This is a genomic window from Streptomyces mirabilis, assembly GCF_018310535.1.
GTDB lineage: Bacteria > Actinomycetota > Actinomycetes > Streptomycetales > Streptomycetaceae > Streptomyces.
Window position 1 is genome coordinate 160,091 of sequence record NZ_CP074102.1, and the last position, 24,077, is coordinate 184,167.

Here is a 24,077-nt window from a genome sequence, read left to right on the forward strand (position 1 = left end):
CCTGAAAGGAACCCCTTCCATGGACACCATGCGTGATCGTTTCGCCCCCGTCATGACACGACTGCTCGACGAGGATCCTCGGGTCGCGGTCGTCCTCGCCGAGATCGGCAAGGACGGCTTCACGGAAGCCCGGCGCAGGCATCCCGATCGGGTGATCAACGTCGGGATCCGCGAGCAGCTCCTGGTCGGGGCGGGCGCGGGCCTGGCCCTGGCCGGCCTGCGGCCCGTCGTGCACACCTTCGCCAGCTTCCTCGTCGAGCGGCCGTTCGAGCAGATCAAGCTGGACCTCGGACACCAGGACGTGGGCGCGGTGCTGGTGAGTGCGGCCGCGTCCTTCGACTGGCCCGCCGGAGGCTTCACCCACATGGCACCGGGCGACGTGGCCCTGCTCGACACCCTGGACGGCTGGACCGTGCACGTTCCCGGCCATCCGGACGAGGCCGAGGAGCTGCTGCGGCAGGCGGTCGCCGCCGGGGACGACAAGGTGTACGTGCGGTTGTCCGTGCAGTCCAACGCGCAGGGCCTGCCGGTCGACGGGGCACGCTTCCGCACCGTCCGGGAGGGGCACGCAGGGGTCGTCGTCGCCGTCGGGCCGATGCTCGACGCCGTACTTGCCGCCACGGAGGGACTCGACGTCACCGTCCTGTACGGGGCCACCGTGAGGCCCTTCGACGGAGCGTCCCTGCGCCGCGCCACGGAGGCGGCGGGCACCGACGTCGTCCTCGTCGAGCCGTATCTGGCCGGTACGTCCACGGCCCCCGCGGGTGACGCGCTCGCCGACGTACCCCACCGCGTCCTCGGCCTCGGCGTCCGCCGCCGTGAGCTGCGCCGGTACGGAACCATCGACGAGCACCTGACCGCGCAGGGCCTCGACGCGGGGTCCCTGCGGGAGCGGATCGGCGGCTTCCTGAGCGCCTCGGGCCGACCGCGCCCCTGAGTCCGCCCCCGCGCGGACCCGCGTGGACATGCGTGTCAGTCGGCCCTCGGAAGTCCCAGCTCCGGGTGGGCGTCGAGCAGCCGGGGCGGAGCCGCCTGGCGCCAGGAGTCGGCCAGGATGTCACGGAGTTCGTCGCCGTCCTCCAGGGCGGCGAGCCGGACCCTGACCCAGGCGAAGCCCGCCTCGTGGTCGGCGATCCAGAACTTGCCGGGCTCCGCCAGGACGAGTTCGTCGCGCTCCTCCTTGGGGCAGCGCACCGCGATGGAGGTCTCCTCCTCGGGCAGCGTGACGAACATCTTCCCCGCGACCCGGAAGGTGGGCATGCTCCAGGCGATCTTCTCCGTGGTGTCCGGCAGGGAGAGGGCGGTACGGCGTACGTCTTCGGCATCCGGCATGGGACGCACCGTAGCCAATGGCACTGACATTGATATCGGTCGGCGGCTTCGGTCACTCCCGGCCCCGCGCCCGAGATCGTCGATGATTGAACCAGCTGCGATCGGATCGATACTGACCGTAATATTTTTCGAGCACCGGCTGCACGTTCGGGTCGCCCCGGACGCTTCATGGGTGGAGGCGGATGGTGCCTCTGGTGCCGGGGTGGGGACACGGCGCCTTCGATCAGCACAGGTACAGGGGAGGACCCCGTGCAGCAGAGCGCTGCCGCGTGGTTGTTCGAGATCGCGCTTGGCTTGAGGGTGTTCGGCCCGGACGTCGTCCGAGGCTGCCGTCGGCTCCTGACGGCCGGCGTACGGATCGGCATCACCGGACTGACCGGCACCCGCGCCCCGTCCCGCTCCGCCGAGTCGACCCGGGACGTCCCGTGAGCGGCGACGGCGGGCCGGAGGAGACCGGCGGGGCCGTCGGCGCACCACGGGTGGTACCCATCGACCAGTGGGACCCCACCGCGCAGATGGCGTACTGGGGTTTCCATCTTCAGCGCCGCCAGGACTACATGCGCTACGCCTATCTCCAGCTCGGCTCCGACGCCGACGCGGAGGAGGCCGTGGACCTGACCTTCGACCAGGTCATGGACCGCTGGCCGCGGATGCTGCGGATGGAGAACCTGGAGGGCTACGCCTGGACGATCCTCAAGCGCCGCATCATCGACATGCACCGCAAGCGCCGGCGCCGCCCGGAGCTGATGGAGATCGCCGCCTTCGAGGCGGCGCTCGCCGATCCGGCCGAGGATCCGTACGACACGCTCACCGACGCCATCGCCCTGTACGTCGCGGTCGGCTCCCTGAGCGAGCGGCAGCGGGACGCGATCCTCCTCTACTACGGCATAGGTTTCACGGCCGCCGAAGCCGCCGTACTCATGGGCAACGAGGAGGCCACCGTCCGCTCCCAGCTCCGTACCGGACGCCGACGCCTCGCCACCCTGCTCAAACTCCGCTGCCCGGAGCACCCCGACGGGAAGAACCCCTGATGAGCACCCTGCCGTCCGACCGCCGCACCATCGACGAACTGTTGGCCAAAGCGCGTACGCGGGATCGTTACGCCGACTACGACCTCGCGGGCGCCGAAGCCCGTCTGCGCAGCCGGCAGGCGGCCCGGCACCGCCCGCGCACCCCCGATGCCGCGCTCGTCCGGGCCGTGTGGACCACCCCCGAGGACGACCGCACCCCGGACGCGGACCGCGCCTGGTGGGACCTGAACGCCGTGAGCCTGCTGGTGCTGTTCGGGCCGGACGCCGACCGTCATCTGAGCGAGTTCATCGACAGCCAGTACGCGGACAAGACCGGCGCCCTGGTCTTCGCGTGTCTGCTGCACGTGGCGGGCGACAGCAGCGGGGCGCGCTTCTGGTGGCGTTTCGCGGCCGGGGTCGGCCACCAGGTCGCCGAGTACTGCCTGTTCCTCGAACACGCCCACAGCGGTGAGTACCACGACGCCGACCACTGGCGCACCCAACTGGTGCGCGAGCACTTCGAACCCACCTACATGTGCGGCGACCGCGTCACCGCGCCCCTGGTCAACCCGGCGTTCATCGACCACGTCCACCCGCACATCGCCCGCCCGCACCACCCGGAGATCGGCACCGTCCCGCTCCCCCGGCCGCCTCTCGTGAAGGAGCTGCGCCACCTCACCTCCCTGCTGTAGCCGCGGCCGGGAGCGGCGGCTCTTCACGCGCCGGGGACCGTCGCTCCCACCCGCTTGTAGAAGATCGTCGTCGGGCGCAACTCACCCGACGGCGTCGCCGCGTAGTCGGGTATCGCCCCGAGCCGGGTCCAGCCCGCGGAGCGGTAGAGGGACTCGGCGGGGCTGTCGGTCTCGGTGTCCAGGTGCAGGAGCGTGATTCCGGCGGTGGCGGCCGCGCGCTCGGCGGTGGTCAAAAGGCCCCGGCCGACGCCCTGTCCGCGGCCGTCGCGGTGCACCATCAGCTTCACCAGCTCGGCGCGGTGGCGGCTGTTGGGTTTGTCGGGGAAGACGAGGCTGACGGTGCCCAGGATCCGGTCCGCGGTGTGCGCCACCCACACGGCGAGGCGCCCGGCCGACACCGCGTCCACGCGCTCCTCCCACCAGGCGACGGCCGCCGCCCGCTCCAACGGGGCGAGGAAGCCGATCGAGGCCCCGCCCTCCACGGTGTCGATCAGCAGCTCGGCCAACTCGCCCGCCGAGGCACGAAGGCGCTCGGCGTCCAGCCGGGAGACGGTGGTCACGGCAGCACCACCACCAGCGCGTACCGTGCGCCCTCGGGGCCGGGACACCGGAAGCGTGTGGGCCCCCACACCCGCAGCCGCAGACAGTCCCCGGCGTCGAGCCGGTGTTCGACGTCCTGCGCGGCCACCTCCAGCGTTCCGTCGAGGACCCAGATGTGCTGCTCCAGGCCGGGCACGGGAGGCCGGTCGTAGGCGATGTCGGCGCCGGCCGTGAGCCGCCCCTCGACCAGTTCGCCGCGCAGCCCCGCGTGCGGCGGGGACACCGATCGTCGTACGAATCCGGAGGCTTCGTCGGCCCAGACCGTCTGGTCGGCCGCCCGCACCACCGGGACGGGCTCCGCCTCGACCTCGCTGAGCAGCTGCGACATGGTGCGTCCGTAGACGGCGCACAGCCGGTTCAGGAGCGAGGCCGTGGGGCTGATCTCGGCCCGCTCGGCGCGGGACAGCGTGGAACGGCTGACCCCACTGCGCTCCGCCAACTCCCCCAGGGACCAGGCGCGTTCGGACCGCAGCTCGGCCAGCCGGGCGCCGAGCCGGACATCGACGACATCGAGCCCCTCATCGTTTCCCATATTCGGGATGCTATCCCAGATGCGGGACGAGCCGCAGTGGCTCCGACCACTCCCCTCAGTCCACCGTCGCGGCCTCCGCCAGCGCCTCCAGCACCGGGCGGATCAGCGGATGCCCCTCCGCGCCCCGGCGTACGGCCGCGAAGACCCGGCGCGTGGGCGCGACGCCGTCGACCGGCCGCACCAGCACGCCCGTGAGGTCCATGCCGCGCAGGGCCGAGCGGGGCACCAGGGCGACACCCGCGTCGGCCGAGGCGAGGGCGACGACGGCCCGGAAGTCGTCGGAGGAATGTTCGAGACGGGGTTGGAATCCGGCGTTCTCGCAGGCCAGGACGACCACGTCGTGACAGGGGTTGCCGGGGTACGGGCCGATCCACGGGTCCTTGGCCAGCTCGGCGAGCGGAACCTCGGCGGCGTCGGCGAGCCGGTGGCCGAGCGGGACGACCGCGTCGAAGGGCTCGGCGTACAGGGGTACGGGGGTCAGGCGCGGGTCGTCCGCGTCCGGGGCGCCCCGGTACTCGACGGCGACCGCGATGTCGACCTGCCGGTCGAGCACCATCGGCAGACTGGCGTCGCCCTCGGCGTCCTGGACGCGGACGTGGATGCCGGGTGCCGTGCGGGCGAGGCGGGCCAGCGCGGGGGCCACCACCAGGCCGATGCCGGTCGCGAAGGCGGCGACGGTGACCGTGCCCGCCGAGCCCGAGCTGTACGCGGCCAACTCCGCCTCGGCGCGCTCCAGTTGGGCCAGCACCTCATTGGTGTGGCTGAGCAGGATCTCGCCGGCCGGAGTCAGCCGTACGCCCTTGGCACCGCGCTCGACGAGCCGGTGGCCGGTCTCCTGCTCCAGCGCGGTCAGCTGCTGGGAGACGGCCGAGGGGGTGAGATAGAGCGCGGCGGCCGCCGCCGTGACCGTGCGGTGGTCGGCCACCGCACGGAGGATGTGGAGCCGCCGCGCTTCGATCATGCGACCGATTCTCTCAGGTCATCGGCGTCTTTCAGCCCTCGAGCTCCGCGCGGGCGGAGACGAACGCGTCGACCGCCCGGTTCACGTCCTGCGTCGAGTGCGCGGCCGAGAGCTGGACCCGGATCCGGGCCTGGCCCTGCGGGACCACCGGGTAGGAGAAGCCGATCACGTACACGCCGCGCTCCAGGAGGAGCTCCGCCATGCGTCCGGCGACGGTCGCGTCACCGATCATGACGGGGGCGATCGCATGGTCACCGGGGAGGATGTCGAAGCCCTCCGCGGTCATCCGGGAACGGAACAGCGCGGTGTTCTCGGCAAGGCGGATGCGCAGGTCGTCGGCCGACTCCAGCAGGTCGAGCACCTTCAGGGAGGCCGCCGCGATCACCGGGGCGAGCGTGTTCGAGAACAGGTACGGGCGGGAGCGCTGGCGCAGCAGGGCGACGATCTCGGCGCGGGCGGCGACATAGCCGCCGGAGGCGCCGCCGAGCGCCTTGCCGAGGGTGCCGGTGATGATGTCGACGCGGTCCATGACGCCGTGCAGCTCGGGGGTGCCGCGGCCGCCGGGGCCGACGAAGCCGACGGCGTGCGAGTCGTCGACCATGACCATGGCGTCGTAGCGGTCGGCGAGGTCGCAGATCTCCTTCAGGGGCGCGACATAGCCGTCCATCGAGAAGACACCGTCGGTGACGATCAGACGGCGGCGCGCGTCGGAGGCCTCCTTGAGCTGGGCCTCCAGGTCGGCCATGTCACGGTTGGCGTACCGGAAGCGGCGTGCCTTGGAGAGGCGGATGCCGTCGATGATCGAGGCGTGGTTGAGGGCGTCGGAGATGACCGCGTCCTCGGCGCCGAGGAGGGTCTCGAAGACACCGCCGTTGGCGTCGAAGCAGGAGGAGTAGAGGATCGTGTCCTCCTGGCCGAGGAACGCGGACAGGCGCGCCTCCAGCTCCTTGTGCACCTCCTGCGTACCGCAGATGAAGCGCACGGACGCCATGCCGTAGCCCCAGCGGTCGAGGGCCTCGTGGGCGGCGGCGACGACCTCGGGGTGGTCGGCGAGGCCGAGGTAGTTGTTCGCGCAGAAGTTGAGGACCTCGCCGGGGCGGCCGCCCGCGGTGACGCTCACGGTCGCGGACTGCGGGGTGCCGATGACGCGCTCGGGCTTGTGCAGACCGGCGGCGCGGATCTCGTCGAGGGTGGTGCGGAGGTCGTCGCGCACGGAGTCGAACATGGGAAGGGCTCCTAGGGGGTTACGCGGTTCGGAGTGGCTCGTGCGGACGCTCACGCGCTCCAGTCGAGGATGACCTTGCCGCCGCGGCCGCTCGCGGCGTCCGCGAAGGCTGCCTCGTAGTCGCGGTAGTCGTAGCGGCCGGTGATGACCGGTGCGAGGTCAAGGCCGCCTTCGAGGAGGACGGACATCGCGTACCAGGTCTCGAACATCTCACGGCCGTAGATGCCCTTGATCGTGATCATGGAGGTGACGATCCGGGACCAGTCGACCGGAAACTCCTCGGCGGGCAGGCCGAGCATCGCGATCCGGCCGCCGTGCGTCATGTTGGCGATCATGTCGCGCATCGCCTCGGGGCGGCCGGACATCTCCAGGCCGATGTCGAAGCCCTCGCGCAGGCCGAGGGCGCGCTGCCCGTCGGCGATGGTCGACTCCGCGACGTTCAGCGCGAGGCTGACGCCGATCTTGCGGGCGAGATCGAGGCGCTCCTCGCTGACGTCGGTGATGACGACGTTGCGGGCACCCGCGTGCCGGGCCACGGCCGCGGCCATCAGACCGATCGGGCCCGCGCCCGTGATGAGGATGTCCTCGCCGACCAGGGGGAAGGAGAGTGCCGTGTGCACGGCGTTGCCGAACGGGTCGAAGATCGCGGCGACGTCGAGGTCGACCGGGACCCGATGCACCCACACGTTGGCGGCGGGCAGGGCCACGTACTCGGCGAACGCGCCGTCGCGGCCGACGCCCAGGCCGACCGTGGCGCGGCACAGGTGGCGGCGCCCGGCCAGGCAGTTGCGGCACTTGCCGCACACGAGGTGGCCCTCGCCGCTGACCCGGTCGCCTGCCTTGATGTCGGCGACGTCGCGGCCGGTCTCGACGACCTCTCCGACGAACTCGTGGCCGAGGACTAGCGGCGTGCGGATGGCCTGCTGCGCCCAGCCGTCCCAGTTGCGGATGTGCAGGTCGGTGCCGCAGATCCCGGTCCTGAGGACCTTGATCAGTACGTCGCCGGGGCCGATCTCCGGTTCCGGGACGTCCGTCAGCCAGAGCCCGGGCTCCGCCTTCTCCTTGACCAGCGCCTTCAAGCTGCGGCTCCCGTGGTGAGATCCCGGAGCAGGGCACGCCGAAGGGGCCCGTACCGGGGAGAGGGGTGATTTCCCGGAGAAATCTGCCGCACGGGGGCGCCGTCGGTCCATCGAGGATTTCTTAAGCGCTGCCGCAGCTTTCCTTCACGCCTCCGGCCAGGGCTTCCTTCACGCCTCCGGCCGCGGGCGTCAGATCCCCCCGGTGTCCTCCCTGCGCTCGATCCGCTCGACCAGTTCCGCCGCCATCGACTTGATGGTCTCCAGGCCCGCCTTCCCCCACGGGCGCGGTTCGAGGTCGACGACGCAGATCGTCCCGAGGGCGATGCCGGTGTGGTCGATGAGCGGGGCGCCCAGGTAGGAGCGGACGCCGATCTCGTCGACGACCGGGTTGCCGGCGAAACGCGGGTAGTCGCAGACGTCTTCCAGGACCAGCGCCCTGCGGCGGACCACCACATGGGGGCAGAACCCGTAGTCGCGGGTCATGTAGCGCCCGACGACCTTCACGGTGCCGTCCGGGGCGGCCGGGAGCGGCCGGGTGACCGAGACGTTTCCGTCCGGGGTGTGCAGGCCCGCGAAGAACTGCCGGTTCTCGTCGATGAAGTTGACCATCGAGTACGGCACCGCGGCGACCTCGGCGAGTCGGTCCGCGAAGGCGTCGAAGGCGGGTTCCGTGTGCTCCCCCAGGCCCAGTCGGCGCAGCCGCCTGACACGGGCGGGGGCGTCCTTGTCCTCCGGGGTCAGCAGCAGACGACCGGCCGGGCGCGGCGGGTCGTAACTCATCTACGGGCTCCCTGTGGTGGGGCGGGCGTCATGGTGTGTGGGCTCCGTGGCGGGGACGTGGGTCGGGTGCGGGCTCAGCCGGTCGAAGGGGTGCGCGGGGCGCGGGCTCAGCGGCTGGGGGCGTGCGTCGGTGCGTGGGCGATGAGGTGGCGGACCAGGGTGAGCAGCGTCTGCACGCCCGAACTGGAGATCCGGGCGTCACAGCGCACGATGGGGATCTCGGGGTCGAGGTCGATGGCCGCGCGCACCTCCTCGGGGTCGTAGCGGTAGGCACCGTCGAACTCGTTGACGGCGACGATGAAGCCGAGACCACGCTGCTCGAAGAAGTCGACGGCCGCGAAACAGTCCTCCAGGCGACGGGTGTCGGCGAGGATCACCGCACCGAGCGCGCCCTCGGACAGCTCGTCCCACATGAACCAGAACCGCTGCTGCCCGGGGGTGCCGAACAGGTACAGGACGTGTTCCGGATCGAGGGTGATGCGGCCGAAGTCCATCGCCACGGTGGTCTCGACCTTGTTCTCGATGCCGTCGAGATTGTCGGTCGCGGCGCTGACCGTGGTGAGCAGCTCCTCCGTGCTGAGCGGCGCGATCTCGCTCACCGCGCCCACGAAGGTCGTCTTGCCGACTCCGAACCCGCCCGCCACCAGGATCTTCAGCGCGGTGGGGAAGGGATCAGAGCTGTCGTCGTAGTCCATCGAGCACTGCCTCCAGAAGAGACCGGTCAGTGGGGTTGTGGTGGAACTCGGGCGGCTTGGTGGTCAGTGCCCCGCAGTCGACGAGGTCGGAGAGCAGCACCTTGGTGACCGCCGCGGGCAGCTTCAGGTGTGCGGCGATCTCCGCGACCGAGACGGGCGCCCGGCACAGTTCGAGTGCCTGGGTGTGCTCGGGACCGAGGTAGCCCAGAGGTGTGGCCCCGGTGGCCATCACCTGCGACAGCAGGTCGAGGGCGGTGGTCGGCCGGGTCCGGCCGTTGCTGACCGTGTAGGGGCGCACCAGCCGTCCGGCCGCGTCGTCGAGCCAGGGCCCGTCGCCGGCCGCGGCCATGCTCAAGGCCTCATCGCCGGCGGTTCCACGGCGGCCTGCCGGGGCGCGGTCATCAGATACGGACGGACGCTCTTGACCAGCATCGCCATCTCGTAACCGAGCACCGCCGCGTCGGCCTCGCGGCCGGCGAGCACGGCGAGACAGGTGCCGGAGCCCGCGGTGGAGACGAACAGCAGGGTCGAGTCGAGCTCGACGACGACCTGGCGTACGTCTCCGCCGTCGCCGAAGCGCACGCCCGCGCTGCGGCCTAGCGAGTAGAGGCCGGAGGCGAGCGCCGCCATGTGGTCGGCGCTGTCCGGGTCGAGGCCGTGGACCGACTTCACGAGTCCGTCGCAGGAGAGGAGTACCGCGCTGGTCGTGTGCGGTACGCGCTGTACGAGGCCGCTCATCAGCCAGTCGAGATCGGATACATGGGCGGTCGGCGCGTCGCTCGCCATGGTGGATCGACTCCTTGAAGTACGAAGGTCTGCCGGAGCGCAGGGTGTGGGGGTGTGGAAGGGCGTGCGGGTGGGGGTCGTCAGGGGGGTGGTCATCCGGCCGTTGTGCTCCCGTCGTGCCGGGCCGTGTGGTCGTGTCCGGGCACGGGTGCGCTGTCGCGGGTCCCGTGCGCCTCGCGAGGGGCGGGCGCATGCGCCGTGTGGGTGTCGGCTATGCGGGGCGCGCCCGTGGACGTCTGGTCGACGCGGAGCACATCGAGCGGCGGCAACGGGTCCAGGTGCCGCAGGTCCGGGTGCGGCGGGTCCGAGTGCGGCGGGTCCCGGTGCAGCAGGTCCGGATGCGGCAGGTCGGAGTTCGGCAGATCAGGGTGTGGCCGCTCCAGGTTCGGTGCTCCCCTGTGCGGTGCCTCCGTGCGCCGTTCCTCGGCGTGCTGGGCCTCCGCGAGCCCGATGCCTCGCTGGAACGCCGCCATCAGGCCGGGGTCGTGGCCGACGACCTGCTCCGGATCCTGGCGGGGCAGGGGCCCGTCGCGCAGTTGGGGCGCGATGTGCTCCTGGGCGCGCCGCTTGGGCAGCTGCGGCTTGCCCATGGTGCCCCGCACCGCGCCGTTGCGGGGAGTGGGCGGCATGGCCGCGTTCTCCGCGACCACGGGCCGGTCGTCGGGGCGGATGCCGGGCAGGGCCTCGGCCGGGTTGGGTCGCTGCGCGCGGGCGCCGCGCACGGGGAGCGGCGCCGGGCCGCTGCCGCCCGTGCCGAGCGCGGCGGGCGGCATCTGGTCCCGCTGCACCTGCCGCGGCACGGAGGCTGCCATCGCGCCGGCGGACGGCACGGGCGCGGTCGGCCCGGCCTGTGGTCCGGCGGGCGGACGCGGGCCGCCGGGCTTGGCCCGCTGGGTCGGCTGGGGCTGCGCCTGCGATACGTCCCCGGGGGCGCCCTGCGCCGCGCCCAACAGCGCCTGCGGTACGACGAGTACGGCCTGGACTCCGCCGTAGATGTTGGTCTGGAGCCGTACGTGGATACCGTGCCGCCGGGCGAGCTGGGACACCACGAACAGACCGATCCGGCCGTCCTGGAGGAGGCTGGCGACATTCACCTGATCGGGGTCGGTGAGCAGCGCGTTCATCTTGTCCTGTTCACCCACGGGCATGCCCAGACCCCGGTCCTCGACCTCGACCGCGAGGCCGGAGGTGACGAGGTTGGCACGCAGCAGCACTTGGGTGTGCGGGGCGGAGAACACCGTGGCGTTCTCGACGAGTTCGGCCAGCAGGTGGATGACGTCGGCGACGGCGTGCCCGCGCAGGGTGCCGTCGATCGGGGGTACCAGCTTGACCCGCGAGTACTGCTCGACCTCGGCGATCGCGGACCGCAGCACCTCGGTCATGGAGACGGGGTTGCTCCACTGGCGGCGTGAGACGGCGCCGCCGAGCACGGCGAGGTTCTCGGCGTGCCGGCGGATGCGGGTGGCGAGGTGGTCGACGTGGAAGAGGCCCTTGAGCAGGTCCGGGTCCTCGATCTCGTTCTCCAGCTCGTCGAGGATCGAGATCTCGCGGTGCACGAGGGACTGAAGGCGCCGCGCGAGATTGACGAAGACCTCGACCTTCTGCTCGCTGCCCGCCTGGCTGGAGAGTTGGGCTGCCTGCACGACGGCGGTGACGGCGCCGTCGTGCGCGCGGGAGAGGTCGGCGGCGAGCAGCTCGAACTCGTCGGCGTCCGGCTTGGGCCGGTGGCGCGGCTTGGGCGCGGGAGGGCTCTCGCCCCGGCGCAGGCCCTCGACGACGACGCGCAGGTCGGCCTCGGTACGGGCGCTGCCGCGGCGCAGGGCGCCGATGCGTTCCCGTACGGACGTGGCGGCCCGGTCGGCGCCCACGGCGGCGATCAGGATGCCCGCGAGGGCCACACAGCCGGCGCCGGCGAGCACCGCCCACAAGACGGCGCCGGGGCGTACGCCGGTGGAGCGGACGGTGAACAGCACCGCCGCACACCCGCTGAGCGCCACCGCGATCGGCGGCAGGACCGCCAGGCGCAGCAACTGGGGCCGTAGGCGGGTCTCGGGCTGTGGGGGAACCGTGCGGGCGACCGGCCGCCCGTGCCGCCCGCCCTCACGGCGGTCTGCGCGTGCGGCCGGTGCGCGGAGGTGAGACATCTGCGTCCTCGTACTGGTGCGTCGGGGGCCACGGGGGCTCCCGCGGGTCTGCGCGACTCGGGCGTGCGCCATCGCGATGCCGGTCGAGAGAGCCGAAAAAATCGGCCCTGCGTCGCCCGACGGCAACTGACAGTAGTCGCCAAGCCATCATGTGCGGTGGGCAGTTGACAAACTCCCCCGGAAGGCGTCCCGCTCTGGTATGAGGCCTCGTACGGCAGACCGATATCCCTCTCGGACGCATGTTCCCTTGCATCACGGATCCGATCAGAGCTGGTCAGAACCGGTCGCGAAAAAAACGGCGAGGGCCGGGGAGCAACTCGCTCCCCGGCCCTCGCCGTCGATCGGACATTCAGGAAATTCGGCTCGCGGACGCCGTCTCGGGCTCTCCGGTGCCCTCAGATACGTGTCGCGGCTCGTCACCGGCCGTGTGCACTTCTTCTAGCGAGCCATGTCTCCAGACCGGCGCCTCTTCATTCAGTGCTCCACTTCACCATCCAGCTCTCGTTCAGCACAGAGATGACCTCCTCGCAGCGGCGGACGAACACGTCGTCGCTCTGCGCCGACTGCTGTCCCTGGACCGACCATCGAGCGAGAAGGCGCTCCAACTCGTCCGCTGTGCGCGCGAACTCGACCTGCTGATAGGCGTACTTGGATGCCGTGGAATGAGCACTCACCGCGGCTGCGGCCACGGCCACCACCGCTACCCACGCGGCGGCTTGCGCAACTCCGTAGGCACCTGCCACCGCGCCCAAGAGCGCGCCTGCACAGCCGAAGAGGAACTCTGCGCGCCGCACCGCTGCCAGCCGTCGTCCCATCTCCAGTGCCTTGGGGCGGTAGTAGTGAGCGATCTGTCCCTTCAGACGGATGTCCACGTAGGAATCGATGTCGGTGATTGCGGGCAGTGGCCTGGCGACCGGAGAAAGACCGATGACGGACGGCAGAAGATCTGAAGTCTCACTCCGCAGTCGACCGACGCGATCGTGCAGAACGGCCTCGGCCTCGGCTCCGCGGTAAGGGCCGGCTCCGGCCAGAAAGACGTAGACCTCGTTCTTGATCGCCTCGCTCATCGAGCGCAACCGCGTCCAGTTCTGGATGGCTTTGGGGCCTGTCTGCCTTGCCAGCAGGGGAACCGTGCCCGCGGCCAGCGCGGCCGCGAAGGCGAAGGTCTGGCCGAGCACCCTGCTCCCACCCATTGCCTGAGAGGCGGCTGTGCCGAGGAGCGCCGCCAGAATCCCCATGAAGAGCGACAACGTCCTCGCACGACCGATGGCCGCCTTGAGACGATTCGCAGCCTGGGACCAGGAACTCTGCTCGTCCCAGACGCTCGCCACCCCTGTGTCTCCCCCGAGTCGATTCACGGTGTGATTGTGGCCGACTGCCCCGTCGCCCAACCAGGGGGTACAGAATGTTGATCGATTCGCGTCTGGCGAAGGCGCGTTGGTCGGCCCCTGACGCAGCGAAACTCGGAGGACACGTGCTCCACTACCAGAAGGAGTTCGATCCCGTCGTCGACGGCTCCGCCGCCAACGGTCACCGTACGGCTACGGGTTCCGAATCCGGCTACGCGGCAGACGACGAGGTCTATGTCTTCGACGACGAGCGCCTGGTCCTCGCCGTGAACGTGGCGCTCAAGACAGGAAGGCCACTACTGCTCTTCGGCCCGCCGGGATCCGGAAAGTCCTCACTGGCACCCAACGTTGCACGGATACTGAAGTGGCGGCACTACGCCCATGTCGTGACGGCACGTACCGAACCGGAGGATCTGCTGTGGCGGTTCGATGCGATGAAGCGCCTCAACGACGCCCAGGCACGAGCGCTCAGTGAGAACATGCAGGACTACTACACTCCGGGACCTCTGTGGCGAGCGTTCGAGGAGGGCGGTACAAAGCGGTCCGTCGTCCTCATCGACGAGATCGACAAGGCCGACCCCGACCTGCCCAACAGTCTGCTGGGCCCACTTGGCTCGCTCTCGTTCTCTCTCCCCTGGGACGACCGCAGCAAGGTCGTCGTCGCCGAAGAGCACGCTCCTCTGGTGGTCATCACGACCAATGACGAGCGCGAACTGCCCAGGCCATTTCTCCGTCGCTGCATCGTGTTCGAACTGGGCGCGCCCACGAGGACGCATCTGCTGCGAGTGGCCGAGCAGCATCTGGGCGCACACTACGACGCCGAACTCGCCGGCCGCATCGCCAATCACATTCTCGACATCCGCGGTCAGCGGTACGACGACCCGGCGGGCCCCAGCACCGCGGAGTATCTGGATGCCCTCAAAGCCAGCCATCAGCTGGGAGTCGTACCCGATACCCCGGAGTGGACGGTGCTGGAGGCCGTCACCCTTCGGAAGCGACGCGACAATGCGGGGCATTCCGCATGAGTGGGCGGGGAGTCGTCTTCCTCGGAGACCTCGTCAAAACAGTGTCCCTCCTGCAGCCCCGTGATCTCGCGACAGCCACCACCATGGCGCGCCTTCTCGGACTCGGCCCCAGCGAGCCCGAACAGCTCGAACTCGCGAACGCCTCTGCGGGGCTGCCGTCCGACCCGGCAACGCGATTCGACGGGCAGAACGGGGTTGATCGGAGAACGCCTCCCGCCGCCGTCGCCGATCCTCGGCCCCAGAAAATGGCCGACCGGTCCGAACGCCCGTCCTCGGACGTTGATCCGGAGCGAGACGAACCTGATCAACGTCCGCAGACACCATCCTCGGCCCCCATGGGTCCTGCGGACCAGGCACCCAGGCTGGCGGAACGCCCCATCGACTTCTCCTTGGTGCTGACCCGCCTGCCGGCGCAGGACGAAAGTCGGGATTCCCTCCCCGGACCGGGCAACGTCACTGCCTCCGGAGATCTGTCCGCCCAGACCGAGGGAGCGCACGACGCGCAGCCAACCGTGGAGCCACCGTGGACACCGGAATGGTCGCGTGGGGTGATGGTCGCCGCCGTGTCGGCTCCCGTCGCGAGCCGCCGACTCGACCAGCGGACCCTCGTGCGCAAGGTGTCCCGCCAGGAGGTACTTCGTTCTGTTCCGTGGCAGCGCCGCCCCAGTACTCGACTCGGAGTCCAGCTCCTGCTCGATCACAGCGCCGGCATGGCCCCGTTCCAGGACGACCGCCGCTGGCTGTGCGGGCTGATGGCGAGCGTCGCCGGACGCGACCGCGTATCCGTGTTGCGCTTCACCGGCTCCCCTCTGCGTGGTGTCATGCGAACCGGCTCCGCCGTACTGGAGACGCATCGTGCACCCGCTCCCGGTACGCCCGCCGTCCTCGTGTCGGACCTGGGGCACGCCAGGCCACCGTTCACGGGAAGCGCGACGGCCCGGCTCGACGAGTGGTTGACCTTCATCGACGGTCTGCTGCACGGCGGGTGTCCGCCGGTATGTCTCACGCCGTTTCCCGTTGCTGCGTATCCGTCGTCCGTCACCGAACGGATCGCCCTGATCCCGTTCGACCGACGGATCTCACTTCGGCACGCCCAGGAAGCGACACGGAAGATCCATCGTCTGCTGGAAGAGCGCCGGTGACCGGCACAGATCCGGCCGAGCTGATCTCACGGCTGAAACGGCACCGGCCCCAAATGGTCGAACTGGCCTCGTATGTCTCGCTCACGGTCAGCGTCGACCGGGCCTTTCTGCGCAAGGCCCGACTACGCTTCTTACCAAGGACGGCAGCCGGACTCGAGGCGGAACTGTGGTTCTCTCCCCTGGTGGAGGCGGCCGGAAGCCGGGCCCTGCTCCTCGACCCTGAGGCTTCCGAGCATTTACGCAGGGATCTCGCCCAGCGGTCCCCGCAATTGCTCCGGCAGGTGCGAGAGTTCACCGTCGCCGAACACACCCGGGCTCCGCTCGTCGTCCGTCTCTACGAGGAACTCCTCTGGTCAGCCCTCCAAACGACCGAGACCGTGGACACGCACGCGAGACACCACGCGGATCGCGTCCTGCGGATGGTGTCGGGGGAAGGCGTGGCCGCTGCGGTCGCCGACGACACGGGGCGTTGGGCCCTGCACTACGCACGTCGACTGCCGACCCACCTGCTGGGTCGCGACGACGTGTGGCGCATCCAGGTCGCTTCCTGCGAACGGCTGGGCCTGGGACTGCCCGACGACCCCGCCGGGGGGCGGACGGGAGTGACGGTACAGGCACGAGCTCGCGTTCAACACACCCTGGCCATCGGTGTGACGGCCCGGTCGGACGGGATCGTGCTCAGCAGACCACCGGCGAGCGGCGCGCGGATCCTTCACGCCCAGGGCACCAGGCACAAGGTCCGGCTCGACGCCGTGAGTTCGCTGGCCCACACGGCGGAGCCGATACGCCTGGATCTCCTTGACGGACAGAGCGTGCATCTGCCCTTCACCGTGGTGCAACGGACCGGTCCTGACGGCGACCTGAGGATGAGCCTCAGCCATCCGGGCTCGGCCCTGGAGGTGGCGGTGGCCGACTACACGGGATCGGATCCCTCCGCGGCACACTGTGCGGTACTGCTTCCCGACGGCACGATCGTCCTGCACCGCGGTGACGGATCGGAGAGCGGGCGTGTGCTCGCGGAGAGTCCCCTCACGACTCGAAGCGACCTCGTCCTCTCCGCGGACGGCACCACGGTGTCGTACGTCCAGAACAACGTTCGGCACCACCGATCGCTGCGTCCGGGCGTTCACACCACGGCCGACCCGACTGTCGAGAACGTTCAGGGGTCTTCGAGCAGTAGCACCGGGACCGACGCCACCACCGTGGCATCCCGGGCGAGGGACGGCAGCATGGATGTCCGGGCAACCACGGACGGCCGGATCTTGGCCACGTCCACCGCGTTCCCCGGCAGGCGCACCACTCGTTTGATCGGGCAGGCTCCCTGGCGGGTGTCCTCGCTCGCCATCAGCGCCGACGCGCAGTGGGTGGCGGTGGTCGGCAACGATTCCTTGCTGATGGAACTGCCTCTCGCTCCGGGCCGACGGCCGCGTGAGACCCAACTGCGCTTCAGTGCCACGCGTGTTTTCGCGGGCGGCGACGGCGGCTGGGTGATCGCCGGAACCGGCGGCCCCGTGGGACTGAACACGGAGGAGGGTCGCAGTTACCGCATCATGCCCGAGGTCGATCCGGCAGGCGGCGTCAGCCCCACGTGGGGACACGGCTGTGTCCTGGTCGACACGCCGGTCGCGCAGATGGACGTCCTCACGGACATACCGGGCGTGGACTGCCTGCTGGTCGACCTCAACCGCGCCTCCGGCCAGGAACATGACGAGTTCGCTCTGCGTCTTGTCGAGGCACATCGTCGCGGTGTGCGCGTCGTCTGCGGCCTCGATGTGTCCGATGCGCAAGAGGAGGTGCTTGACGCCGTTTGCCACTGGCTGGACCAGAGCGCTGACGGATTGCGACTCGCCGGCAGCGTCGGAGCAGCCATCCTGAACGACGTACGCCACCTGGTCGACGGATACGACGACCGAATGCTTCTCTGCGCACCCTCTCAGCCGTCGGACCGGCGCAACGAATTCCACGTAGTTCCTGCGTCGCCGCTGATCTCGACGCTCGGCTTCGCCCTCCGCAGCCGCACGATGGCCGGAGGCGCCTTCGAGCAGGCCATGACTCAGCTTCGAAGGGAGATCGAGGATGCGTTCTCGGCGTCTTTTCGGACACTGAGGGAAGGAAGGGTCTTCCAGTGGGGGCTGGAACTGCCGCCCGCGCTTCCGCAGTCGCTTCGCAAACTGGCCGTCGCCATCCTGCTCTCGCTGCCGGGGTGCCCAGTCCTGCCCGGCCGCATGCTGCTGGAGGATGGCGGAGGTCTCGCGCTGCGCCGGCTTCTGGAGCTCAGGCGCAACCATCTCGCGCTGTCTCGTGGCGACTGTCTGGTCGTCGATGTCGGCACCGCGTACGTGCTGGCCGTCGCCCGCCGTCACGGCGACGACGCGGTCCTCTGTCTGGTCAACGTCGCGCACATCCCGACGACGGTCGAGTTCCGACCAGGCCAACTGGGCGCCACGACCCGTCTGCAGGACCTGTTCGACGGTTCCGTTCTCACTCTGTCCGACGAAACGTCCCTGACCGTGCCTTTGACGGCGGGTTCCGTCCGCTGGTTCCGGTGTATCGCACAATAAGACCTTTCATGCCTCACCAGCAGGAGTCGGTTCATGGCGCGCCCCAGGATCTTCATCAGCCACAGTTCCAGTGCAAGCAAGTGCGCCGGGCACGGCTGTGAATGCGCCACCTACCGCGATGCCGTCGCCGCGCAGTTGGAGGAACTGGGCTGCGATCCCGTCGTCGATCAGGCCCTCCTCCAAGCGGGCGACCAGTGGCACCCGAAACTGATACGTGAGCTGTTCCGCTGCCAGGGCACGGTGCTTCTGCTGTCACCGCACGCGCTCGACTCCGACTACGTCATGGAGGAGGCGCTGCTCTCCATGGCCCTGTGGGAAGTAACCCGGGAGCGGTTCCTCGTCCTTCCCGTCATGCTGCCCGGAGTGCGCCGCAGTGATCTCAAGGAGAGCCAGCTGGCGCGGCTCGGACTTGGGCGCTTCGACATGGTCGACTGGCCCCGCGTGGCCGGCGCCTCGGCTCCGCCCGCCAAGATGGGTGAACGCCTGCGGCCGCTGGTGGAACAGCACGGATCACTGCCGTACCCGAAGGTGACTGAGTACGTCGCTCACCGCATCGAGGAGGTACCCGCCGCGGCGCTGTCGGACATCGCGCGGGAATTGGGCGTGGCACACATCGCCTATGCCTCGGACCACACGAACTACGTTGTCTCCGCAGGCCTGCTGAGCGAACGTCCCGTGGACGGATTCGGTGCGGCGTGCGCGATGCGCAAGGCTCTCAAGGGGCTGCTTCCGCTGCTCCGCCACAAGGAGCACCGCCAGGAAGTGGTCGACGTGGTGGTGCCGTTCGCCAGAGTGCCCGGGGCGGCGGCGAAAGAGTTGCGCAGGCTCTGCGGCGCCTCGTCGGAGGGCCGCATCGCACTGCTGACGGCACACAGGACCACAACTGCGGAGATGTACGTACGGCGTGCCAGCGAATCCCCCGACCCCTGGCCTCTGCACACACCCGTGCCGCGCCCGGGCTTGGACTTCGTCGACGGTGTGATCGCGGACATCCGCGAGTTCCTCGTCGAGAGATTCTTCGTGTTCGACACACTCACCGACGACGAGTTGGGCCGGTGGCTGGCCCGGCAGGAGGAAGAATCCGGGCCGGTCACGATCGTCCTGGGTGTACAACCTGACGCCGAGATGATGCGGCGCCTGCTGGTGGCGTTTCCCAAGCTCCTGTTTCTTTTCGCACACGCTCAGGCGCACATGGGCCCGAGCGTGCCTGAACACTCGCGACTCCAAGCACTCACGGAGGGCCAGGAGAAAGACATGATCAGTACTTACCGAGAGTTCAGCCAGTGAGCATCCGGCGTGCTACGAATGCGCACGCCGGGCAGGAACAACCTCAGCCACACAAGGTCAGGGTCATTCTCGGACCCTGTGTGCACCAATGTCAGTTCGCGCAGACGGCGGGCCTCCCTCAGATCGGCGAGAGATTCGATCTCGTGATCGAGTCCGACCTTCATGAACATCACCCCGGTCTTCGCCACCCCGGCCCAGCCTTCAAGTGAGCGGCAACCCGAAACGGTGAGGAACCGAAGCTTCTCGCACCCCTCAAGATCGTCCAGGTAGGAGAGCACCGTATTTTCCGCGATCACCAGCGACCGCAGTACGGGAAGATGGCGCAGCCCGCTGAGATCAGCGATGTTGCCCCGGAGGACCACGCGGTGCACGTGCGGGCTGCCCACCAGCCGGGAGATCTCCTCTCCGGAGTGGATCTCCACTTCCTTGGGGGACGCGGACGCCGCGGCCTCGCTGGTGGGCCATGTCCTGACGAGCTGCCGTTGGGCGGTGGGCCTGTGCGGGACCCATGAGCCGACGGTCCGGTCGGGCAGTGAACCCACGGTCCGCCGCTCCGGCACGATCGCGCCTTGCGTCTCTTTGCGAGGGGCCGCCGCGCGGGCTCTCTTCTCCTCGTACATCCGCAGATCGGCCGCCTTCAGCACATCCCCGACCGATGTCCCGCAGGTTGCCCAGGCGGTGCCGATACTGGCCCCCACCCGTACCGTGTTCCCCTCCACGCGTATGGGCTGGGCAATGGCCTCCCGGAGATGTGCCACTAACTCCCTGCACCCTGACGCGCTGACCGCGTCGGCCAGCACGACGAACTCGTCGCCCCCGTACCGTGCCACCGTGTCGCCCTCGCGCAAGGCCTGTGCCAGCCGTCGGCCGACTTCGACGAGGACCGCGTCGCCGGTGCTCTGCCCGAAACGGTCATTGATCGCCTGCATGCCATCGAGGTCGCAGAAGAGCACCGCGAGTCCTTTGCTGCGGTCGCCCTTGCCCTCCTTGGGGGCAACCGTGTGGACGTGGTGACTCCGCGGATCCTGCCGCGGGTCGCCACAGAGCCTCTCTTCCAGACGAGCACGGAATTCGGCTGAGTTCGGCAGGCCGGTGAGCGAGTCGTGCGAGGCGCGGTGGGCGAGCTGGAGCTCGCGGCGCTTGCGTTCCTCCATGTCCTCGACGTGCGTGAGCAGGAAGCGGGGGCCGTCGGCGGCGTCCGCGACGACGGAGTTGCGCAGCGAGACCCAGACGTAGGTGCCGTCGCGGCGGCCGAGTCTGAGCTCGGCGCGCCCGCCCTCGGCGGACGTCCGGAGCAGGGTGCCGATGTCCTCGGGGTGCACGAGGTCGGAGAAGGAGTAGCGGCGCATCGCGGAGGCGGGACGGCCGAGGAGGCGGCACAGGGCGTCGTTCGTACGCAGGATGCGGCCGTGCTGGTCGCCGCCCATCTCGGCGATGGCCATGCCGGAGGGGGCGTACTCGAAGGCCTGCCGGAAGCTCTCCTCGCTGGCGCGCAGGGCCTGCTGCTCACGCTCGAGGCGGACCAGGGCGCGCTGCATATTGGCTCGTAGACGCGCGTTGCTGATGGCGATGGCGGCCTGGAAGGCGTACATCTGGAGCGCCTCGCGCCCCCACGCACCTGGCCGCTGGCCGTTGCGCGGCCGGTCCACGGACAGGACGCCGATCAGCTCACCGGCGCTGGCGCCGGAGACACCGGGGCTGTACATCGGCGCGAAGAGGCGATCGGAGGGATGCCACTCGCCCTGGGACCCGGGAGCGGGCATGCCCGCCGCTGGGCTGTCCGCATGCGACTGCGGTACGTCGTCCTCTCCGAGATCTCGGCCCTCGGTGTGCGGTACGAAGCGCAGATCACCCCAGGCCTCGCCCATGTTCAGCCGGCGGTCCCAGAAGGCGCGGGCCGCGACCTCTCCCGGATTCATCTCGTCGGTGCCGGCGTTTCCCGCCACCGCGGCGACAACAAGATCGCTGTCCGGGCGCACGAGATTGACACACGCCAGCTCGTAGCCGAGACCCGTGACCACACCGTCGGCGACGGTCTGCAGCGTGTCCGCCAGGCTCCGCGCGGTGTTCACGTCGGCCGTGACCTGCTGCAGCCGCCGCAACGTCGCGAGACGGACATACGGCTCGGGCTCCTCGCTCACATAACCGTACGGCCCGCCCACTGGAGCATCTGCCGCCCCCACGTACGCCCCCAGCTCCTGCAATCCCTCGCCTCGTTGTTTTCAGGATAGGAGGTCGAATGCTCGGGTCGCATGGCTCTCTGCGCGATCCGTCTCTCGTAGGCGTGCGCAGGATGAACAGGCCAGGAGCCGACTGCTTCTCGGCCCTGGCCGTCCGCTGGTTCCTACGGCACTGTCAGCCCGCCGAAACGGTCTCGGGCTCTCCCGTGCCCTCGGCCGTGCCCCCGAGTCCATCACCGGCTGAGGTGTTCTGAGCCTCCGCCGACTCGGCGGTCGAGGCCCGCACCACCTGCGCCGCGGGCCAGCCGCCCGTCGGTGGCACGGCCACACCGCGCCACCAGGGCTCGGACGGGACGGTCTCGGCAGTGGGCTCGAAGGGCTGGCCGGGGCGGGGCAGCGCGACGCGGGCGCCCACCGCGTGCGCGGCGGCCATCGTGCCCTCGCCGGGCTCCACCCACGGGTGGGTCGCCAGGTTGAACGTGGCCCAGTGGATGGGCAGCATCACGCCGGTGGGGCGCCCGCCCTGGAGGTCCAGGTGGGTGCGCATGCCCTCCTCGGGCGTCATGTGGATGTCGGGCCAGAACTCGCTGTACGCCCCGATCTGGATCATCGTGATGTCGAACGGGCCGTGCTCGGCGCCGATGTCCTTGAAGCCCTCGAAGTAGCCGGTGTCCCCGCTGTGGTAGATCCGGTGCTCGTCACCCGTCACCACCCAGGAGGCCCAGAGCGTGTGCTGGGTGTTGCGCAGGCCCCGGCCGCAGAAGTGCCGGGCGGGTGTCGCGGTCAGGGAGATGCCTCCGACCTTGGTGCTCTCGTTCCAGTCCAGCTCGCGCAGCCGGTCGGGCGAGACGCCCCAGTGCTCCAGGTGGGCGCCGACGCCGAGCGGCACCGCGAAGACCGTGTCCGTGTCGGCCAGGGCCTTGATGGTGGGCAGGTCGAGGTGGTCGTAGTGGTCGTGCGAGATGACGACGACGTCGACCGGGCCGAGCGCGGCCAGCGGCAGGGGCGCCGGGTGCAGCCGCTTGGGCCCGACGAAGTTGAAGGGGGAACAGCGCTCGCCCCATACAGGGTCGAACAGCACCCGGTGCCCGTCTATCTCGGCCAGCACACTGGAGTGCCCCATCCAGGTGATCCGCAACCCGCTCGCCGCGGGCTTGGCGAGGTCGGCGAGCGTGGTGGGGTACACCGGCACCGTGCCCGCGGGGGCGCGGTGGGCGCGCTCCTCCTTGCGGAAGAAGACCTTCGCGAACTCGATCATGGAGCCGTCGGGGCGGGTCCGGGCGCTCACCGGGTTCTGGAAGACACCGTCCGCGAAATTCGGCGATCTGCGGATGCGCTCCATGCGCTCACCGCCGGGGTCCGCGCCGAAGGCGGCGGGCTGCAACGCGCGGAGCCCGGAGCTCAACGTACGGAAACCGGTCACGGTACCTCCAAGTGGAGTCGGTCAGGCTTTCCATTATGGTCGGCCCCTCTGACAGCGCCGGGTCGACGGTGTCACAGCGCGATGTCCCCGGTACACACCGCGAGGTCCGGGCCCCGGTGTGACACGCCTGGGGTGACACGCCTGGGACCCGATGTCACATCCGTGGGTGCCGGTCCGTCGTCTCGGTGAGGGCGCCGAAACGCGGCACCCCGCCCCGGACACGGAGGTGGCCCCCATGGCCCGCGTTTCCCTAACCCCGCGGCGCACGATCTTCTTCCGCGTCATGGAGTGGTACTCGAAGCGGACCTACGGAAAGGTCCTCGACCCCGGCCGGGCACTCGCCCACAATCCACGTGTCCTGCGGTCCGATCTGGCCTTCGAGCGCTCGGTCGCGAAGTGGAACGCGCTGGACCCGGACCTCAAGGCGCTCGCGGAGATGGCGGTGTCCGCGTCGATCGGGTGCTCCTGGTGCATGGACTTCGGCTACTGGGTCAGCCGCGAGCGCGGGATGGCCCGCGAGAAGCTGCTGGACGTGCCCTGCTGGCGCGAGAGCGAGGCGTACACGCCGCTGGAGCGGGACGTCCTGGAGTACGCCGAGGCCGTGACGGCCACCCCGCCCGCCGTGCGGGACGAGTTGGCCGACCGGCTGCGCGACCGCCTGGGCGAGCCCGCCTTCGTCGAACTGACGGCCATGGTGGCGGTGGAGAACCTGCGCTCGCGCATCAACTCGGCACTGGGGCTGACCAGTCAGGGCTTCAAGGACTCGTGCGACCTGCCGGCCGCCGCGCACCAGGCGCCTTCGGAGAAGTAGCGGCCACCCACGGGGCCCCGGGAGGGCCGGCCTGGGCGGGCCCCTGCCGCTCGCGCGCCCGCTCCTCCACGGCCCCGCCCACCGCGCGCAGGACATCCGCCCACCGCTCACCAACCCGCGGATCGTCCGCGTCCAGCCCGGTCATCATGCGCGTGACCTGGGGCACCAGCCGCGGACAGCCGGCCGTGCCGAAACCCGGCAGGCGCAGGAGTCCGGCGTCGAACCGCTCGCCGAGCACTCCGTCGCGCCGACGGCGTCCGATCTCGTCGACCTGGGCCTGAATCACCTCGGTGCGCTGCACCTCGTGCACCGCGCCCTTGCCGTGCGCCGGCGCCTCGCGCTGCGGACGCGATGGAACCGAGGATTCCGTGGAGCGGGTTCGACGGGCCGGACGGGCGACGCGTCACAGACCCACTACTGATGATCCGTTCAGTAAATTGACAGATTTCGGGACCGCTCCCGA

General features: G+C 70.0%; 22 protein-coding genes and 1 pseudogene. 9 read left to right on the forward strand and 14 right to left on the reverse strand.

Annotation, left to right across the window (positions count from 1 at the left end):
• Window positions 1-19 precede the first annotated feature (19 nt).
• Window positions 20-937, forward strand: a complete 918-nt coding sequence (locus tag SMIR_RS00675) for a transketolase family protein (protein WP_168498286.1) — start codon at window positions 20-22, stop codon at window positions 935-937.
• Between the two features lie 35 nt (window positions 938-972).
• On the opposite strand, the gene SMIR_RS00680 is transcribed toward SMIR_RS00675, so the two are convergent.
• On the reverse strand, window positions 973-1,332 hold the full coding sequence (locus SMIR_RS00680; protein ID WP_168498284.1) for an MmcQ/YjbR family DNA-binding protein: 360 nt from the start codon (window positions 1,330-1,332) through the stop codon (window positions 973-975).
• Between the two features lie 249 nt (window positions 1,333-1,581).
• On the opposite strand from SMIR_RS00680, the gene SMIR_RS00685 reads away from it, so the two are divergent.
• Genes SMIR_RS00685 through SMIR_RS00695 form a run of 3 tightly spaced genes read left to right on the forward strand, consistent with a single transcriptional unit; the run spans window position 1,582 to window position 3,034 of the window.
• On the forward strand, window positions 1,582-1,761 hold the full coding sequence (locus tag SMIR_RS00685) for a hypothetical protein (protein ID WP_075030329.1): 180 nt from the start codon (window positions 1,582-1,584) through the stop codon (window positions 1,759-1,761).
• Window positions 1,758-2,363, forward strand: a complete 606-nt coding sequence (locus tag SMIR_RS00690; RefSeq protein WP_101402188.1) for an RNA polymerase sigma factor — start codon at window positions 1,758-1,760, stop codon at window positions 2,361-2,363. Before SMIR_RS00685 ends, SMIR_RS00690 begins: the two co-directional genes overlap by 4 nt.
• A complete protein-coding gene (locus SMIR_RS00695) occupies window positions 2,363-3,034 on the forward strand; it encodes a hypothetical protein (RefSeq protein ID WP_168498282.1) in 672 nt (223 codons plus the stop codon). The genes SMIR_RS00690 and SMIR_RS00695 overlap by 1 nt, the downstream gene beginning before the upstream one ends.
• Window positions 3,035-3,057: 23 nt before the next feature.
• Here the strand turns inward: SMIR_RS00695 and SMIR_RS00700 are convergent, their stop codons facing one another.
• The 11 genes from SMIR_RS00700 to SMIR_RS00750 all read right to left on the reverse strand — a co-directional run bounded on the left by SMIR_RS00700 (window position 3,058) and on the right by SMIR_RS00750 (window position 13,167).
• Window positions 3,058-3,594: a GNAT family N-acetyltransferase gene (locus SMIR_RS00700; RefSeq protein WP_211118880.1), complete on the reverse strand. Its 537-nt coding sequence runs from the start codon at window positions 3,592-3,594 to the stop codon at window positions 3,058-3,060.
• Window positions 3,591-4,166 (reverse strand): helix-turn-helix domain-containing protein, encoded by a 576-nt coding sequence (locus SMIR_RS00705; protein WP_212726300.1) that lies wholly within the window; start codon window positions 4,164-4,166, stop codon window positions 3,591-3,593. The genes SMIR_RS00700 and SMIR_RS00705 overlap by 4 nt, the downstream gene beginning before the upstream one ends.
• A gap of 55 nt (window positions 4,167-4,221) precedes the next feature.
• Complete coding sequence (locus SMIR_RS00710; protein WP_168498276.1) at window positions 4,222-5,127, reverse strand: LysR family transcriptional regulator; 906 nt, start codon at window positions 5,125-5,127, stop codon at window positions 4,222-4,224.
• 31 nt (window positions 5,128-5,158) lie between these two features.
• Window positions 5,159-6,352 carry a glycine C-acetyltransferase gene (gene kbl / locus SMIR_RS00715; RefSeq protein WP_168498274.1) on the reverse strand — a complete coding sequence of 398 codons (1,194 nt, stop codon included), beginning with the start codon at window positions 6,350-6,352 and terminating at the stop codon, window positions 5,159-5,161.
• Between the two features lie 50 nt (window positions 6,353-6,402).
• Window positions 6,403-7,431, reverse strand: a complete 1,029-nt coding sequence (tdh, locus tag SMIR_RS00720; protein ID WP_168498273.1) for an L-threonine 3-dehydrogenase, zinc-binding type — start codon at window positions 7,429-7,431, stop codon at window positions 6,403-6,405.
• Window positions 7,432-7,620: 189 nt separating this feature from the next.
• Window positions 7,621-8,211 carry a GAF domain-containing protein gene (locus tag SMIR_RS00725; protein ID WP_168498271.1) on the reverse strand — a complete coding sequence of 197 codons (591 nt, stop codon included), beginning with the start codon at window positions 8,209-8,211 and terminating at the stop codon, window positions 7,621-7,623.
• 107 nt (window positions 8,212-8,318) lie between these two features.
• Window positions 8,319-8,906, reverse strand: a complete 588-nt coding sequence (locus tag SMIR_RS00730; protein WP_168498269.1) for a GTP-binding protein — start codon at window positions 8,904-8,906, stop codon at window positions 8,319-8,321.
• Window positions 8,884-9,255 carry a DUF742 domain-containing protein gene (locus tag SMIR_RS00735; RefSeq protein ID WP_054232708.1) on the reverse strand — a complete coding sequence of 124 codons (372 nt, stop codon included), beginning with the start codon at window positions 9,253-9,255 and terminating at the stop codon, window positions 8,884-8,886. The genes SMIR_RS00730 and SMIR_RS00735 overlap by 23 nt, the downstream gene beginning before the upstream one ends.
• A gap of 2 nt (window positions 9,256-9,257) precedes the next feature.
• Window positions 9,258-9,692 carry a roadblock/LC7 domain-containing protein gene (locus SMIR_RS00740; RefSeq protein WP_168498267.1) on the reverse strand — a complete coding sequence of 145 codons (435 nt, stop codon included), beginning with the start codon at window positions 9,690-9,692 and terminating at the stop codon, window positions 9,258-9,260.
• 92 nt (window positions 9,693-9,784) lie between these two features.
• Window positions 9,785-11,836 carry an ATP-binding protein gene (locus SMIR_RS00745; protein WP_212726301.1) on the reverse strand — a complete coding sequence of 684 codons (2,052 nt, stop codon included), beginning with the start codon at window positions 11,834-11,836 and terminating at the stop codon, window positions 9,785-9,787.
• Between the two features lie 470 nt (window positions 11,837-12,306).
• Window positions 12,307-13,167 carry a DUF4231 domain-containing protein gene (locus tag SMIR_RS00750; RefSeq protein WP_248003285.1) on the reverse strand — a complete coding sequence of 287 codons (861 nt, stop codon included), beginning with the start codon at window positions 13,165-13,167 and terminating at the stop codon, window positions 12,307-12,309.
• A gap of 143 nt (window positions 13,168-13,310) precedes the next feature.
• On the opposite strand from SMIR_RS00750, the gene SMIR_RS00755 reads away from it, so the two are divergent.
• The 4 genes from SMIR_RS00755 (at window position 13,311) to SMIR_RS00770 (ending at window position 19,200) form a co-directional block, all read left to right on the forward strand.
• Window positions 13,311-14,210 carry an AAA family ATPase gene (locus SMIR_RS00755; protein ID WP_248003284.1) on the forward strand — a complete coding sequence of 300 codons (900 nt, stop codon included), beginning with the start codon at window positions 13,311-13,313 and terminating at the stop codon, window positions 14,208-14,210.
• A 335-nt stretch (window positions 14,211-14,545) separates the two neighbouring features.
• Window positions 14,546-15,352 (forward strand): hypothetical protein, encoded by an 807-nt coding sequence (locus SMIR_RS00760; protein WP_168498263.1) that lies wholly within the window; start codon window positions 14,546-14,548, stop codon window positions 15,350-15,352.
• Complete coding sequence (locus SMIR_RS00765; protein ID WP_212726302.1) at window positions 15,349-17,913, forward strand: alpha-amylase family protein; 2,565 nt, start codon at window positions 15,349-15,351, stop codon at window positions 17,911-17,913. The genes SMIR_RS00760 and SMIR_RS00765 overlap by 4 nt, the downstream gene beginning before the upstream one ends.
• A gap of 33 nt (window positions 17,914-17,946) precedes the next feature.
• Window positions 17,947-19,200: a toll/interleukin-1 receptor domain-containing protein gene (locus tag SMIR_RS00770; protein ID WP_168498259.1), complete on the forward strand. Its 1,254-nt coding sequence runs from the start codon at window positions 17,947-17,949 to the stop codon at window positions 19,198-19,200.
• Window positions 19,201-19,778: 578 nt separating this feature from the next.
• Here SMIR_RS00770 and SMIR_RS00775 read toward each other — a convergent pair.
• Window positions 19,779-21,341, reverse strand: a pseudogene (locus tag SMIR_RS00775) (diguanylate cyclase domain-containing protein); the annotation flags it as partial.
• Window positions 21,342-21,555: 214 nt separating this feature from the next.
• Window positions 21,556-22,803, reverse strand: coding sequence for an MBL fold metallo-hydrolase (locus SMIR_RS00780; RefSeq protein ID WP_168498248.1), 1,248 nt, complete (start codon window positions 22,801-22,803; stop codon window positions 21,556-21,558).
• 235 nt (window positions 22,804-23,038) lie between these two features.
• On the opposite strand from SMIR_RS00780, the gene SMIR_RS00785 reads away from it, so the two are divergent.
• Window positions 23,039-23,614, forward strand: a complete 576-nt coding sequence (locus tag SMIR_RS00785) for a carboxymuconolactone decarboxylase family protein (RefSeq protein ID WP_101402178.1) — start codon at window positions 23,039-23,041, stop codon at window positions 23,612-23,614.
• Window positions 23,615-24,077: the final 463 nt, after the last annotated feature.

Coding starts and splice junctions, on each gene's coding strand:
- SMIR_RS00735 (WP_054232708.1), bottom strand. CDS start 9,255: ATGGCCGCGGCCGGCGACGGGCCCTGGCTCGACGACGCGGCCGGACGG.
- SMIR_RS00710 (WP_168498276.1), bottom strand. CDS start 5,127: ATGATCGAAGCGCGGCGGCTCCACATCCTCCGTGCGGTGGCCGACCAC.
- SMIR_RS00675 (WP_168498286.1), top strand. CDS start 20: ATGGACACCATGCGTGATCGTTTCGCCCCCGTCATGACACGACTGCTC.
- SMIR_RS00770 (WP_168498259.1), top strand. CDS start 17,947: ATGGCGCGCCCCAGGATCTTCATCAGCCACAGTTCCAGTGCAAGCAAG.
- SMIR_RS00680 (WP_168498284.1), bottom strand. CDS start 1,332: ATGCCGGATGCCGAAGACGTACGCCGTACCGCCCTCTCCCTGCCGGAC.
- SMIR_RS00785 (WP_101402178.1), top strand. CDS start 23,039: ATGGCCCGCGTTTCCCTAACCCCGCGGCGCACGATCTTCTTCCGCGTC.
- SMIR_RS00745 (WP_212726301.1), bottom strand. CDS start 11,836: ATGTCTCACCTCCGCGCACCGGCCGCACGCGCAGACCGCCGTGAGGGC.
- SMIR_RS00730 (WP_168498269.1), bottom strand. CDS start 8,906: ATGGACTACGACGACAGCTCTGATCCCTTCCCCACCGCGCTGAAGATC.
- SMIR_RS00695 (WP_168498282.1), top strand. CDS start 2,363: ATGAGCACCCTGCCGTCCGACCGCCGCACCATCGACGAACTGTTGGCC.
- SMIR_RS00740 (WP_168498267.1), bottom strand. CDS start 9,692: ATGGCGAGCGACGCGCCGACCGCCCATGTATCCGATCTCGACTGGCTG.
- SMIR_RS00760 (WP_168498263.1), top strand. CDS start 14,546: ATGGGTCCTGCGGACCAGGCACCCAGGCTGGCGGAACGCCCCATCGAC.
- SMIR_RS00705 (WP_212726300.1), bottom strand. CDS start 4,166: ATGGGAAACGATGAGGGGCTCGATGTCGTCGATGTCCGGCTCGGCGCC.
- SMIR_RS00725 (WP_168498271.1), bottom strand. CDS start 8,211: ATGAGTTACGACCCGCCGCGCCCGGCCGGTCGTCTGCTGCTGACCCCG.
- kbl (WP_168498274.1), bottom strand. CDS start 6,352: ATGTTCGACTCCGTGCGCGACGACCTCCGCACCACCCTCGACGAGATC.